13 protein-coding genes are annotated in these 13,376 nt (G+C 68.4%); 9 read left to right on the top strand and 4 right to left on the bottom strand.

Features of this window, described 5'->3' with window-relative positions:
* Window positions 1–128: 128 nt before the first annotated feature.
* Window positions 129–1,490, top strand: coding sequence for an LCP family protein (locus tag ACFXAE_RS29090; protein WP_384720150.1), 1,362 nt, complete (start codon window positions 129–131; stop codon window positions 1,488–1,490).
* An 18-nt stretch (window positions 1,491–1,508) separates the two neighbouring features.
* Here ACFXAE_RS29090 and ACFXAE_RS29085 read toward each other — a convergent pair whose 3' ends face one another.
* Window positions 1,509–2,066 (bottom strand): acyl-CoA thioesterase, encoded by a 558-nt coding sequence (locus tag ACFXAE_RS29085; RefSeq protein WP_384720148.1) that lies wholly within the window; start codon window positions 2,064–2,066, stop codon window positions 1,509–1,511.
* 119 nt (window positions 2,067–2,185) lie between these two features.
* On the opposite strand from ACFXAE_RS29085, the gene ACFXAE_RS29080 reads away from it, so the two are divergent.
* The gene (locus ACFXAE_RS29080) at window positions 2,186–3,460 is read left to right on the top strand and encodes an LCP family protein (RefSeq protein WP_384720146.1); all 1,275 of its coding nucleotides are present in this window, start codon (window positions 2,186–2,188) and stop codon (window positions 3,458–3,460) included.
* A 52-nt stretch (window positions 3,461–3,512) separates the two neighbouring features.
* Here ACFXAE_RS29080 and ACFXAE_RS29075 read toward each other — a convergent pair whose 3' ends face one another.
* Window positions 3,513–3,881: a four-helix bundle copper-binding protein gene (locus ACFXAE_RS29075; RefSeq protein WP_384720144.1), complete on the bottom strand. Its 369-nt coding sequence runs from the start codon at window positions 3,879–3,881 to the stop codon at window positions 3,513–3,515.
* Window positions 3,882–4,083: 202 nt separating this feature from the next.
* Here ACFXAE_RS29075 and ACFXAE_RS29070 point away from each other — a divergent pair, with 202 nt between their 5' ends.
* The 5 genes from ACFXAE_RS29070 (at window position 4,084) to ACFXAE_RS29050 (ending at window position 7,897) form a co-directional block, all read left to right on the top strand.
* Complete coding sequence (locus tag ACFXAE_RS29070; protein WP_384720142.1) at window positions 4,084–5,247, top strand: phosphatidylserine/phosphatidylglycerophosphate/cardiolipin synthase family protein; 1,164 nt, start codon at window positions 4,084–4,086, stop codon at window positions 5,245–5,247.
* 68 nt (window positions 5,248–5,315) lie between these two features.
* The gene (locus ACFXAE_RS29065) at window positions 5,316–5,957 is read left to right on the top strand and encodes a dihydrofolate reductase family protein (protein ID WP_384720140.1); all 642 of its coding nucleotides are present in this window, start codon (window positions 5,316–5,318) and stop codon (window positions 5,955–5,957) included.
* Between the two features lie 413 nt (window positions 5,958–6,370).
* Entirely contained in the window at window positions 6,371–6,562 is a 192-nt protein-coding gene (locus ACFXAE_RS29060) for a hypothetical protein (protein ID WP_384720138.1), read from the top strand.
* Window positions 6,546–7,070 carry a DUF6879 family protein gene (locus ACFXAE_RS29055; RefSeq protein ID WP_384720136.1) on the top strand — a complete coding sequence of 175 codons (525 nt, stop codon included), beginning with the start codon at window positions 6,546–6,548 and terminating at the stop codon, window positions 7,068–7,070. Before ACFXAE_RS29060 ends, ACFXAE_RS29055 begins: the two co-directional genes overlap by 17 nt.
* Window positions 7,067–7,897, top strand: coding sequence for a helix-turn-helix domain-containing protein (locus ACFXAE_RS29050; RefSeq protein ID WP_384720134.1), 831 nt, complete (start codon window positions 7,067–7,069; stop codon window positions 7,895–7,897). Before ACFXAE_RS29055 ends, ACFXAE_RS29050 begins: the two co-directional genes overlap by 4 nt.
* 606 nt (window positions 7,898–8,503) lie before the next feature.
* Here ACFXAE_RS29050 and ACFXAE_RS29045 read toward each other — a convergent pair.
* Complete coding sequence (locus tag ACFXAE_RS29045) at window positions 8,504–9,049, bottom strand: hypothetical protein (protein ID WP_384720132.1); 546 nt, start codon at window positions 9,047–9,049, stop codon at window positions 8,504–8,506.
* A 140-nt stretch (window positions 9,050–9,189) separates the two neighbouring features.
* On the opposite strand from ACFXAE_RS29045, the gene ACFXAE_RS29040 reads away from it, so the two are divergent.
* Window positions 9,190–10,374, top strand: a complete 1,185-nt coding sequence (locus tag ACFXAE_RS29040) for a tyrosine-type recombinase/integrase (RefSeq protein ID WP_384720130.1) — start codon at window positions 9,190–9,192, stop codon at window positions 10,372–10,374.
* A gap of 200 nt (window positions 10,375–10,574) precedes the next feature.
* Here the strand turns inward: ACFXAE_RS29040 and ACFXAE_RS29035 are convergent, their stop codons facing one another.
* Window positions 10,575–11,732: an acyl-CoA dehydrogenase gene (locus tag ACFXAE_RS29035; protein ID WP_384720128.1), complete on the bottom strand. Its 1,158-nt coding sequence runs from the start codon at window positions 11,730–11,732 to the stop codon at window positions 10,575–10,577.
* Between the two features lie 181 nt (window positions 11,733–11,913).
* On the opposite strand from ACFXAE_RS29035, the gene ACFXAE_RS29030 reads away from it, so the two are divergent.
* Entirely contained in the window at window positions 11,914–13,257 is a 1,344-nt protein-coding gene (locus ACFXAE_RS29030; RefSeq protein WP_384720126.1) for a UDP-glucose dehydrogenase family protein, read from the top strand.
* Window positions 13,258–13,376 lie beyond the last annotated feature (119 nt).

The following is a 13,376-nucleotide window of genomic DNA, read 5'->3' as shown; positions in this document are numbered from 1 at the left end:
CCGTCGTCCGGAGGTGTCCCCCCTTGCCCACGCCGCCGCGGTCCCCCCGGCCCCGCCCCGCACCGCAGCGTCCCCCACGGCCACCCGCGCCGCCCTCCGCTTTGCCGCGCGGGAAGCCGCGCTGGGTCATGCGCACCGTCTCCATGCTGTCGGTCGTGGTGCTCGCCTCCGCCGGGATCGGACACACGGTGATGAGCGGCCTCGACGAGGACATCGCCCGGGTCGACCCGTTCCGCGACATGAAGAACCGGCCCGAGGCCGGTCACGGCATGAACATCCTGCTCGTCGGCACCGACGGCCGGGAAAGGATCGGCGCGAAGGAGCGGGCGAAGTACCGGCTCGGCGGGGAGCCCTGCCACTGCACCGACACGATCATGATCGTGCACATCTCGGCGGACCGCGACCGTGCCACCGTGGTCAGCCTACCCCGCGACTCGTACGCCGTGACGCCCCCGCACACCGACCGCGTGAGCGGCGAGCGGCACGAGGGGCACCCGCTCAAGCTGAACACGGCGTACGCGGAGGGCGGGCCGCGGCTGACCGTGCGCACGGTCGAGAAGATGACCCGGGTGAAGATCGACCACTACCTGGAGGTCGACTTCACCAGCTTCATGCGGACCGTGGACGTGGTCGGCGGCGTCGAGATCTGCACCGGCGAACCGCTGAAGGACAGCCACACCGGCCTCGACCTGCCCGCCGGCCGGCACACCCTCGAAGGCGGCCAGGCCCTGCAGTACGTCCGCGCCCGGCACGTCGACGGCGCCTCCGACCTCAGCCGGATGAAACGCCAGCAGCACTTCATGGCGGCCCTGGTGGACCGGGTCACCTCCTCCGGCATCCTGCTGAACCCGATGAGGTTCCGGGACGTGACCCGGGCGGTGCTCGGCTCGGTCCGCGCCGACGAGGGCTTCGGCACCGGCGAACTCCTGGACCTCGGCCGGGCGATGCGGAACTTCTCGCCCTCCTCCTCCGAGTTCACCACCGTGCCGATCTCCGACATGAGACACGCCGTGAAGGGCGTCGGCTCGACCCTGAAGTGGGACTCCGGGAAGGCCGGGCGCATCTTCGACGCGCTGCGCCGGGACGAGCCGCTCTCCGCGCACCGCACCCCCGACGCGGCGCTCCGCGTCCCGGTGGACCCCCGGCAGGTCCGCGTCCAGGTCGAGAACGGCACCCGCACCGCGGGCCTCGGCCGACGGGTCGACGCCGCGCTGGCGGCGACCGGCTTCGCCACCACCCGTGCCCCGGTCAACGCGGCGGACCAGGACGTGCGGCGGACGGTCGTCGCCTACGACCCCCGCTGGGACCGCTCCGCGAAATCCCTCGCGGCGGCCCTTCCCGGCAGCGAGCTGCGCGCGGTGAAGGGCCAGGGCGCCACGCTGAAGGTGATCGCGGGCGCCGACTTCGAGAAGGTCCGCACGGTGCGGGCGCAGGACCCGGGGCAGGGCGAGTTCGGGGTGGTGCGGGGCGACGAGGCGGGCTGCTCCTGACCTCCCCGGACGGAACGGCTAGTCCTCGAACCCCTCGGCGGCCCGCTTCTCCCGCAGTTCCACGATCGCCCGGCGGCGGGCCAGGCGGTGGGCGCGGCGGATCTGGGCCTCCTGGTAGCGGCGCCTGTCCCGCTCGGTCTCCGGCGTCACCGGCGGCACCCGGCGCGGCTTGCCGTCGGCGTCGACGGCCGCGAAGACGAGGTACGCCGAGCCGACCTGGGTGGGCGGCGTGGACTCGTTCCAGCGCTCGGCCAGCACCCGCACCCCGACCTCCATCGAGGTCCGCCCGGTCCAGTTGACCTGGGCCTTCACATGGACCAGATCACCGACGCGGACCGGCTCCAGAAAGACCATCTCGTCCATGGAGGCGGTGACGGCAGGCCCTCCGGAATGCCGTCCGGCGACGGCGCCCGCGGCGTCGTCGACCAGCTTCATGATCACCCCGCCGTGCACCGTGCCCAGGAGGTTGGTGTCGTTGTGGGTCATGATGTGGCTGAGGGTCGTACGGGACGCCGAGGTGGACTTGCCCGGGATCTCCGGAATCTCCGTGGCTGCGGCGGAGGCCTGATCTGTCATGGCCTCCACCTTATGCCGAGGTCACATCTGCGGAATTTGTGTCAGCTTCGCAACAGCGGTGACCTGATTTTCCGACGACCCTTGTATGGCGCACAGCCCGGACCTGCACACTGTCTTCCATGACTGATTGGCCCGAGGCACGGCCCGACGACCACCGCGGCGGACGCTACGGACGCGGCAGCGCGAGCGCACAGCCCGAGAGCGCCCGCGTCATGCGGCAGGTCCGCCGCGGCCCGGCGGTCCCTCCCGGGCAGGGCGCGTACGGCGGCGTCCCGCAGCAGCCGTCGTACGTGGACGGCCACGGCGGCGGCGACGGCTACGACAGCGGCTACAACACCGGCCAGGTCTACGGCACGCCCGGGGGCGGCGGGCCCGCCGGGCCGGGCGGTGACGGCTACGGCCCGCAGCGCCCCGCGCCGGACTGGCGCCGCCGCGTCAAGTGGACGGCGATCACCGTGGTGACGGTGCTGGTCGTGACGACCGTCGGCACGTACTTCTGGGCCGACTCCAAGCTCAACCGCGACGTCGACCTGTCGAAGGTGATCGAGCGGCCCGAGAAGGGCGAGGGCACCAACTACCTCATCGTCGGCTCCGACAGCCGCGAGGGCATGACCGCCGAGGACAAGAAGAAGCTGCACACCGGGTCCGCCGACGGCAAGCGCACGGACTCGATGATGATCCTGCACACCGGTGACAACGGCCCCACCCTGATCTCGCTGCCCCGGGACTCCAACGTCGAGATCCCGTCCTTCGTGGGCTCCGATTCGGGCAAGACCTACCCCGCGACCGGCCGGCAGGTGAAGCTCAACGCCGCCTACGCCGAGGACGGGCCCGAACTGCTGGTCCGCACGGTCGAGTTCAACACCGGCCTGCACATCGACCACTACGTGGAGATCGGCTTCGGCGGCTTCGCGAGCATCGTGGACGCGGTCGGCGGCGTGGAGATGGACATCCCGCAGGACATCAAGGACACCAAGTCCGGCGCCGACCTCAAGAAGGGCAAGCAGACCCTGAACGGCGAGGAGGCCCTCGCCTTCGTCCGCACCCGCTACGCGCTGGCCGGCTCCGACCTGGACCGCACGAAGAACCAGCAGAAGTTCCTCTCCGCCCTCGCCAACCAGGTGGCCACGCCGGGCACGGTCCTCAACCCCTTCAAGCTCTACCCGACCATGGGCGCCGGCCTGGACTCCCTGATCGTCGACAAGGACATGGGCCTGCTCGACCTCGCCGACATGTTCTGGTCGATGAAGGGCGTCAGCGGCGGCGAGGGCACGTCCATGAACATGCCGATCGCGGGCTCCACCGGCGGCAACCTGCTCTGGGACAAGGCGAAGGTGAAGCAGCTGGTGAGCCAGCTGAACAACGACGAGAAGGTCACCGTCAAGGGCGACTGAACCGGCTGTGGGCACCCCGCGGGGGTGCCCACAGCCCCGTCCGGCGACGGCGTCACATCGTGGCGCCCGCCATCGCACGGCACATCTCGGAGCAGCGGCGACAGGACTCGGCGCAGCGCGCCATCCGGTCGTCGTCCGGCATGGACATGCACGCCTCGGCGCACATGTCGCAGGCCTGCGCGCACATCATGCACATCTCGTTCGCCAGCGGTGAGCGGCGCATCATCATGTCCGCGCACATGCGGGTCATCTCCGAGCAGTCCATGAGCGTCCGCATGATCTGCATCCGGTCCTGGCCGCCCGTCTGCAGACAGGAGCTCATGGTCTCCTCGCACACACCGTGGCAGGCCATGCAGGCGGCGATGCAGTCCTGCGTCTCCTTGCTCATCGGTTCCGTGGTGGTCGGCTGCTGCTGGGTCATGGTTCCTCCCGGGGGGACGGAGAGGGCCGGGGCCCGGCCCCCGCCCCTCCGTCCTACGCCCCCTCCCCCATGACCGCCACAGGACGGCCCCGCCCGCCACCCCGCTCCGCATGTCTGCTTGAAAGCACCACCGGCGGCAAAAAGAGGTGAGGCGGCCGGGGCACACCCCGGGGGCCGGACGAGCGGGCAGGGGAGAGCACAGGTGACACCACAGGCGGAGCGACAGCGGCTGCGCAGACGGCTGGAGCGGCTCATCGGCATCGCCGCGACCGAGGGCAACGAACTCGTGCCGCTGCGCAACGGCGACCAGATCTTCCCCGCGATGCTGGAGGCCATCCGCGCCGCGGAACACACCGTCGACATGATGACGTTCGTGTACTGGCGCGGCGACATAGCGCGGGAGTTCGCCGACGCCCTGGCCGAGCGGGCGCGCTCGGGGGTCCGGGTGCGGCTGCTGCTGGACGGTTTCGGCGCCAAGGAGATCGAGCCGGAGCTGCTGGACGCCATGGACGACGCCGGTGTCCGGGTGGCCTGGTTCCGCAAGCCCACCCGGCTGTCGCCGATGCGGCAGAACCACCGCTGTCACCGCAAGGTCCTGGTGACCGACGAGCACACCGCCTTCACCGGGGGTGTCGGCATCGCAGAGGAGTGGTGCGGTGACGCCCGCACCCCGGGCGAGTGGCGCGACACCCACGTGAGGGTCAAGGGACCCGCCGTGGACGGTATAGCCGCGGCCTTCGCCCAGAACTGGGCCGAGTGCCACGACGACCTGTACGACGAGCACGACCGCTTCACCTCCCAGGAGCAGCCGGGGAACGCCACGGTGCAGGTGGTGCGGGGTTCGGCCAGTTTCGGCTGGCAGGACATGCAGACACTGCTGCGCGTGGTGATCACCTCGGCGCAGGAGCGTTTTCGGCTCTCCACCGCCTACTTCGCGCCCGATCCCTACTTCATCGGCCTGCTGGCCGACGCCGCCCGCCGGGGGGTGTGCGTCGAGATCCTGCTGCCCGGCCCGCACACCGACCAGCGGGCCTGCCTGCTGGCCGGACGGCAGCACTACCAGACCCTCGTCGACGCGGGCGTGGACGTGCGGGAGTACCAGCCGACCATGCTGCACACGAAGATCATCACGGTGGACGGCGTCTGTTCGCTGATCGGCTCCAGCAACTTCAACCGCCGCTCGATGGAGCACGACGAGGAAGTCATGCTGGCCGTCCTCGACGAGGACTTCACCGCCGAGCTGGACGCCGACTTCGACGCCGACCGCAAGCTGAGCGAGCCCGTCGACCCGGCCCGCTGGCGGCGCCGCCCCCTGTCCGAGCGCCTCGCCGAGGCGGCGGTCACGCCGATCCGGCGATTTCTCTGACGGCACACCGATGAGTCCGTCCGGCCCGGGGAGTCCTGTCCTTGTCACCGACGTTTCAGGAGGGAACCGTGCAGCTGCTGAGAGTGCAGAACTTCACCGTCTCGAGCGACGGGATCGGCGCCGGCGAGGACCAGAGCCTGGAGCGTCCGTTCGGCCATGTCGATCCCGGCCCGATGTTCGCCTGGGCCGGTGCCACGGCGAGCTGGCCCAACCGCACCGATCCCGGGGGGACGCGGGGTCTCGACGACTACTTCACCCGCGACTTCACCCACAACATCGGCGCCGAGATCATGGGGCGCAACAAGTTCGGGCCACAGCGCGGGCCCTGGCAGGACCACGAGTGGCGCGGTTGGTGGGGGGACGAACCGCCGTTCCGCACCCCGGTGTTCGTGATGACCCACCACGAACGTCCGTCCTTCACGCTCTCCGACACCACGTTCCACTTCGTCGGCGGCGACCCGGCCACCGTGCTGGAGCGGGCGCGGGAGGCGGCCGGGGGCAAGGACGTCCGGCTCGGCGGCGGGGTCACCACCGTCCGCCAGTTCCTCGACGCCGGTCTGGTGGACACCCTGCATGTGGCGGTGTCGCCGGTGAAGCTCGGTTCCGGACTCCGGCTCTGGGAGTCCCCCGACGAGTTGCGCGACCGCTTCCACCTCGACGTGGTGCCCAGCCCGAGCGGAGTCACGCACCACCTGTTCTGGAGGAAATGAGACGCGGGCGGCCGCCGGGTGCCGCGTCCGGGCGGCGGCAGGGAGCGCACGGCCACCGGGCACCCCCTGCCGGCCCCGGCCGTCACGGCAGGTTGCGGGCCATCACGATGCGCTGGACCTGATTCGTGCCCTCATAAATCTGGGTGCTTTACAGACCACACAGCCGTGACCTGCGCGAACACCCCTCCCAGAGGGAGGCCCCCCAGCATTTCCCCATGATCATCAAGAGTCTGTCCAGGTGGGACCAGCCGCAGCAGAGGCACAACCGGATGGGCAGTGGACGAGCAGGCATGCGGGAGGTTAGGCGGTTTCCCGTTCCGTCAACCGTGATCGCTTGACCCGCACGCCCGGCCCTCGGGAGCATCGACCCAGATGCGAGGCACTGGCAGCGGCATGGGAGGGGAACCCAGACCATGAAGGTCACCAAGCTGGTCAGCACGTGCGACATCAAGGACTGCCCGACGATCTACGCGACGGATCGCGGCACCTTCCTGGTGCAAGGCGAGTCACCGACCGACCACGGGCTTCAGATTCCCGCTCATGAAACCCTGGTCGAGATCCCGAAGGAACTGCTCCAGAAGGCCGTCCGTGACAACCTCATCTAAGACCCTCGGCGACCTCTTCGACTCGTTCGAGCGTGAGGCTTTCCGTCTGGAGACCCTGGACGACTACAGCAAGTCCGGGAACGTCGACGCGTATCACGCCTACCTGGCCGAAGAGCCGCAGCCGGATGACTACAACGCCGGGTGGGTGGAGGAACTGCGCTCGCACACCGAAAACGGGAAGCGGGTCTATAGGGTGCACATTCTGTCGCGCCCACTCACGGACTATCTTTGCTTCGAACTCGGGTGGGGCTACCGGAAGAACATGACCGGGGGCGAAGAGTTCTTCATCCTCGACATCACCGACAAACCAAATCCCCTGCCCGGCGTGCCGGACTTCTGGTGCTTCGACTCGGAGTCCGTGGCCGTGATGAACTACGACGGGGCAGGAAAGTACCTGGGTTCACAGGTGCTGGAGACAGACCGGGCTGCGGAGTTCGTCAGGTACCGTGATACGGCGCTTGCGCACGCAGAACCATTCACCGAATGGTGGGCCAAGTACAGGGCGTGAACAGAGCACAGATTGGGGCCGCGCTGCGGGCGCTGCGAATGGCATCCGGAAAGGAAGCCAAGGCAGTGGCCCGCAGCGCCCTCATGTCTCCGTCCAAGCTGTCCAAGATCGAGAATGCCAAGCTCGCACCGAGCGCCACGGACGTTGAACGCATCCTAACCGCCATCGGCGTCTCAGATGAGGTCAAGGCCGAGTACACCGAGGCCGCCCGAGCATCGGCGACGGAAGCGACAGCATGGCGGCTACTGAAGCGCATCGGCGTCCACAAAGGGCAGCAAGCCGCCAAGGCCCTGGAAGCCCAGATGTCGACGCTGCGGCTCTTTCAACCGGCCCTGGTCCCCGGCCTGCTTCAAACCCCCGAGTACATCCGCGCCGTTCTGAAACGGCACAACCTGAGTGAAGACGCCGTCACGCGCACGATCAACGGAAGACTTGAACGGCAAGCGGTTCTCTACGACAGCACGAAATCACTCCAGTTCGCCATCACGGAACCCGTACTGAGGTGGAGAATCGTCCCCCCGCAGATGATGGCGACACAACTCGACCGCATCGCCTCCATATCGCGCCTGCCTCATGTGGATATTCGAGTCGTACCGCTGGCGATTCAGCAGCGGGACATCGCAAATCACGCATTCGCCATTCGCGATGACCACATGGTGACGATAGAGACCGTGCACGCTGAAGTCGTCGTTACGGACCCCAGAGACGTTGGGCTGTACGTAGGTAAGTTTGATGGGTTCGCAGCCATAGCTCTGTCAGGAGACAGAATGCGGGGCCTGCTCGAAGACATCCGAAATGACTTTTTGCGGGAACAGGAAACACCCTAGAGGCACGCCCTCGGCCAGCCGAAGATGGCGTCATGGGGAGCGAAGAGAGAACTTCCGATCCAGTGTCGACCGCATCGGCAATCAGCCTGATGGAGGGGCGAAGTGAGCCGTCTCCTAAGCCTGGTTGCCGTACCTGCCTCTCGCTCTCGGTCGCTCGCGAGAACGCGCGATCCGTGGGGGACCACAGCGGGGTTTCAGACGGCAACGTGAGGCTCCGCCGCCACCAAGCCGAGGTGCACGAGTGACGCGCACGGGAGCGGCGCAGCGGCTGTTCACTGACCGACCGCTGATGACGATGCGCGTTTCCCGTGACTCCGGGCGAATGTGGGAGCCCGAGCGGGCGGTGTCGGCGAGCGACGATCTGGCACCTCTGATGACTTCAGCGTGGCCGCCGTGCAAGTGCGCGCGGTGCGCCGAGTCCGGCAAGCGTTCCGACCGCTGAGCGGCTCTCCCCTCACCCACGACCGGGGCTTGTTCAGGTAGTTGGCAACTTCGTCCACCGTCATGAGCTTGTCACGCGCCATTTTTGTCCCTCAAGAAACAAGAAAGCCCCCGAAGACCCTCGGGGGCTCAATGCTCAACAGGTGCTGGGGAATTCAGCCGATCTCATTCGCTTCCGGCTTCAGCCAGCTCGCCAAGCACAGTTCTGGCCTTGTCCGTCAACTCGCCTCCGGCCTTACCAGCGACCGTGGTCAGGAAACCGTCCCTTCTGGCCCGCTTCAGGTGATCCTTCACCGTCTCGGGTCGACGGCCGATGAGCCGGGACAGCCACGGAACAGGCGCAGCCGCCCCCATGTCAGCCATGGCGGTGTACGTGGCCGCAAGCAGTGCCAAGTACCGCTCGGAGACCCCGTCCCCCTCCAGGGCGAGCCCGGCTGCTTCTCCCATCTCGTTGAGCTTCGCTGCCACCTCGTCCAGCGTCCGCTGGGCTTCAGGAGCCTGCTTCGCCAAGTTCAGGGCCGCCGCCATGTCGAGCCTGCGCAGGACGGTGGTCGAGATGCCACGCACGGTCTCACGAGGAGGCGCACCCTCGGCCGGCTCGACGGTGATCCGCTGGGGTCCGCCATTGATCGGCCCTACGGGCCACCACATGCGCACCACCCATGGGCCTTGCTGCTGCGTGATCTCGAACCCGCTGTCATCTGCTTCCATACCCCCAACGTAGCACACCCAGGGGGTTCCACCCTGGGTTGACAACTCAGGGTGGTCGCTGCGCAGACTTGAGGTGCCGGGAGTGGCCGGCGCGACGGCGGGGCGGTCCCGTGCGTCGACAGCAGGAGGGGGCTGCCTCAGTGGCAAGGGCATGGGTCGCACGGTCCAAGGACGACCCGAAGAAGTGGACGACGTTCTGGTACGACCCCGACGGCAAGCAGCGTCAGAAGACCTTCGCGACCAAGGCGCGAGCGGACGACCAGCGCAAGCGCAAGGAACAGGAACTCGACGCCGAAACGTATCTCGACGACCGGTTGGGCAAGCAGTCGGTGACGGCCGTCTGGGAGCAGTGGACCAATCAAAGGAAGCTGACGAACAGCACCAAGAAGCAGTACCGGTCCATCCTCAACACGACCATTGAGCCGTTCTTCAAGGCTCGTTCCATCGTGTCTCTGAAGGTCGCCGACATTGAGCAGTGGCTCTTGTGGATGGAGAGGGACCGAAAGCTCTCGGCCCGGACGCGGCGTCAGCGGTTCTCGTTCTTCTCCGGAATGATGGACTGGGCTGTCGTCAACGAGATCATCGGGCGGAACCCCTGCAAGAAGGTCAAGGGCGCCGGGAGCCGGGCCAAGGAGATCCGGGAGCACAAGAGCAAGGGCCGTCGGCTCACAACGCGTGAGGTGCTGGCGATGTTGGAAGCCTGCCCTCCCCGCTACCGCGCGATGCTGTGGCTGATGGCGGGGTGCGGCCTGCGGCTGGGCGAAGCCATGGCCGTCTCCCGCGATCAGATCGACTTCAAGGCCGAGAGCCTTCGAGTGGACTTCCAGATCACCGAGGACGGGGAGACCGAGTCAGGCAAGAACAGCGCTCTTCAGCGGCGGCACATCAAGGCTCGGGATGAGGAAGAGCCGGGGCGCATCGTGCCCCTGCCGCCCAACGTCGCCTTCGAGCTGCGGCGACACATCAAGAACCACGGTGTGTGGGGGCCGGAACGGCTGCTCTTCCCCAACGTGACGCGGACCGGGTACCTGTACGCGTCGTACTTCTACCCGAAGATCTGGTTGGTGGCGCTGGACAAGGGCGGGGTGTCCTACTGCAAGGCGCACTCGCTCCGGCACTACTACGGCTCCCGCCTGCTGTACGCCGGAGTCCCTGAGAACGACGTGGCGGACTGGATGGGCCACAGCAGCACGGACGTGCTCAGGGAGCACTACCACTACATCTTCGAAGGAGCCGAGCAGCGCGGCCGGGCCGCCATCGCAACCATGCTGACGCCCGGCGCCGATGACCCCGACGACCTCACAGACACGTCAGAGGTCGCCTGACTCCCACACGACAACAGCCCCCGGCAACTCGCCGGGGACTGCGTTCGTTTGTGCTGGTCAGCGGGTGTTCTCGAGTCGCCAGCTCCCCAGGATTCCCCCAGCATGACGCCCATGAACGGCCCTGATCAGGCCGCAACGGGCAGAAAGCCGAGAGCGCTCCTTCGGAGCCTCAAAATCGCCTCTGACCTGCAAAAACCCTGCTACGGAAGGTTCCTGGCCATCACGATGCGCTGGACCTGATTCGTGCCCTCATAAATCTGGGTGATCTTGGCGTCGCGCATCATGCGCTCGACCGGGTAGTCGCGGGTGTAGCCGTAGCCGCCCAGGAGCTGGACGGCGTCGGTGGTGACCTCCATGGCGACGTCGGAGGCGAAGCACTTCGCCGCGGCGCCCTGGAAGGTGAGGTCGGCGTCGCCGCGCTCGGACTTCGCCGCGGCGGCGTAGGTGAGCTGGCGGGCGGCCTCGATCTTCATGGCCATGTCGGCGAGCATGAACTGGATGCCCTGGAAGTCGGCGATCGGCTTGCCGAACTGCTTGCGCTCCTTCACGTAGCCCTTGGCGTAGTCGAGGGCGCCCTGGGCGATGCCGAGGGCCTGGGCGGCGATGGTGATGCGGGTGTGGTCCAGGGTCTTCATCGCCGTGGCGAAGCCGGTGCCCTCCTCGCCGATCATGCGGTCGGCGGGGATGCGGACGTTGTCGAGGTAGACCTCGCGGGTCGGGGAGCCCTTGATGCCGAGCTTCTTCTCCGGGGCGCCGAAGGAGACGCCCTCGTCGGACTTCTCGACGACGAAGGCGGAGATGCCCTTCGAGCGCTTGGCCGGGTCGGTGACGGCCATCACCGTGTAGTACTCGGACTCGCCGGCGTTGGTGATCCAGCGCTTCACGCCGCTCAGGACGTAGTGGTCGCCGTCGCGGACCGCCCGGGTCTTCATGCCGGCCGCGTCGGAGCCGGCGTCGGGCTCGGAGAGGCAGTACGAGAACATGCCGTCGCCCTTGGCGAGCGGGGTCAGGTACTTCTTCTTCAGCGCCTCGGAGCCGGAGAGGATCACCGGCAGCGAGCCCAGCTTGTTCACGGCGGGGATGAGGGAGGAGGACGCGCAGACGCGGGCCACCTCCTCGATCACGATCACCGTGGCGAGGGCGTCCGCGCCGGCGCCGCCGAACTCCTCGGGCACGTGGACGGCGTGCAGGTCGTTCGCAACGAGGGCGGTGAGGGCCTCGCGGGGGAAGCGGGCCTCCTCGTCCACCGCGGCGGCGTACGGCGCGATCTTCGCCTCGGCCAGCGCGCGGACGGCGTCGCGGAGCATGTCGTGCTCCTCCAACGGGCGGTACAGGTCGAAGTCAGCCGATCCGGCCAAGGTCTCTCACGCTCCAAAACGCTGCGATGCTGGTCACGCTAACTACCGTTAAGTAACTCAAATTTTAGAGCGTCGTCCACGGTTGTGGATAGGTGAGCTGGGCGACAGGCCGCCGATGGCGTTCCCGGGCCCCCGGTTATGCTCGGGCCCGCACTGCTTGCCGCACACCCCTGGAGCACTCATGGCCCTCAAGATCACCGTGATCGGCACCGGTTATCTCGGCGCGACCCACGCGGCGGCCATGGCGGAGCTGGGGTTCGAGGTGCTGGGCCTCGACGTCGTACCGGAGAAGATCGACAAGCTCCGGCGCGGTGAGGTCCCGATGTACGAGCCGGGACTGGAAGAGCTGCTGCGCAGGCACGTGGCCGGGATCGAGGGGTCCAGCGGGCGGCTGCGGTTCACCATGGACTGGGCCGAGCTCGGTGAGTTCGGTGATGTCCACTTCGTCTGTGTGAACACCCCGCAGCGGCACGGCGAGTACGCCTGCGACATGTCGTACGTCGACTCCGCGATCGCCTCGCTCGCGCCGCATCTGAAGGGTCCCGCGCTGGTCGTGGGCAAGTCGACGGTGCCGGTCGGGTCGGCGGACCGGCTGGCCGCGTACCTGGCCGAGCACGCCCCGGCCGGGGCGGACGCGGAGCTGGCGTGGAACCCGGAGTTCCTGCGCGAGGGCTTCGCCGTGCGCGACACGCTGCGCCCGGACCGGGTCGTGGTGGGCGTGCGCAGTGAGCGGGCGGAGAAGGTGCTGCGGGAGGTGTACGCCACGCCGGTCGAGGAGGGCTCGCCGTTCGTGGTGACCGACTTCGCGACCGCGGAACTGGTGAAGACCTCCGCGAACTCCTTCCTGGCCACCAAGATCTCGTTCATCAACGCGATGGCCGAGGTGTGCGAGGCCGCGGACGGCGACGTCGCCAAACTGGCGGAGGCCATCGGCTACGACGACCGGATCGGCGCGAAGTTCCTGCGGGCCGGGATCGGTTTCGGCGGCGGCTGTCTGCCGAAGGACATCCGGGCGTTCATGGCGCGCGCCGGTGAGCTGGGCGCGGACCAGGCGCTGACGTTCCTGCGGGAGATCGACTCGATCAACATGCGCCAGCGCGGCCGGATGGTGGAGCTGACACGACAGGCTCTGGGCGGCGGGTCGTTCCTGGGCAGGCGGGTGGCGGTGCTGGGCGCGACCTTCAAGCCGGACTCGGACGACGTCCGGGACTCGCCGGCGCTGAACGTGGCCGGGCAGATCCACCTGCAGGGCGGCCAGGTCACGGTGTACGACCCGAAGGGCATGGACAACGCCCGCAGCCTCTTCCCGACCCTGGGGTACGCCGACTCGGCGCTGGAGGCGGTGCGCGGCGCGGACGTCGTGCTGCACCTGACGGAGTGGCGGGAGTTCCGGGAGCTGGACCCGGCGGCGCTGGGCGAGGTGGCGGCACAGCGGCTGATCCTCGACGGACGCAACGCGCTCGACCCGGAGGCGTGGCGGCGGGCCGACTGGCGCTACCGCGCGATGGGGCGCCCCACCGCGTAGACAAGAAGCGGCAGGACGCCGGTTCGGCGCGCCGCGGCGGGGCCGCGCGCCGCCGCCGCCCGCCCAGTCGCGCGACACCGCCGCGGCGGGCGCGGGGCCCAGGCCCCCCCCCCCGCGGC

It is taken from the genome of Streptomyces sp. NPDC059454 (assembly GCF_042749965.1).
GTDB lineage: Bacteria > Actinomycetota > Actinomycetes > Streptomycetales > Streptomycetaceae > Streptomyces.
This window is presented reverse-complemented; position numbering and strand designations above follow the sequence as displayed.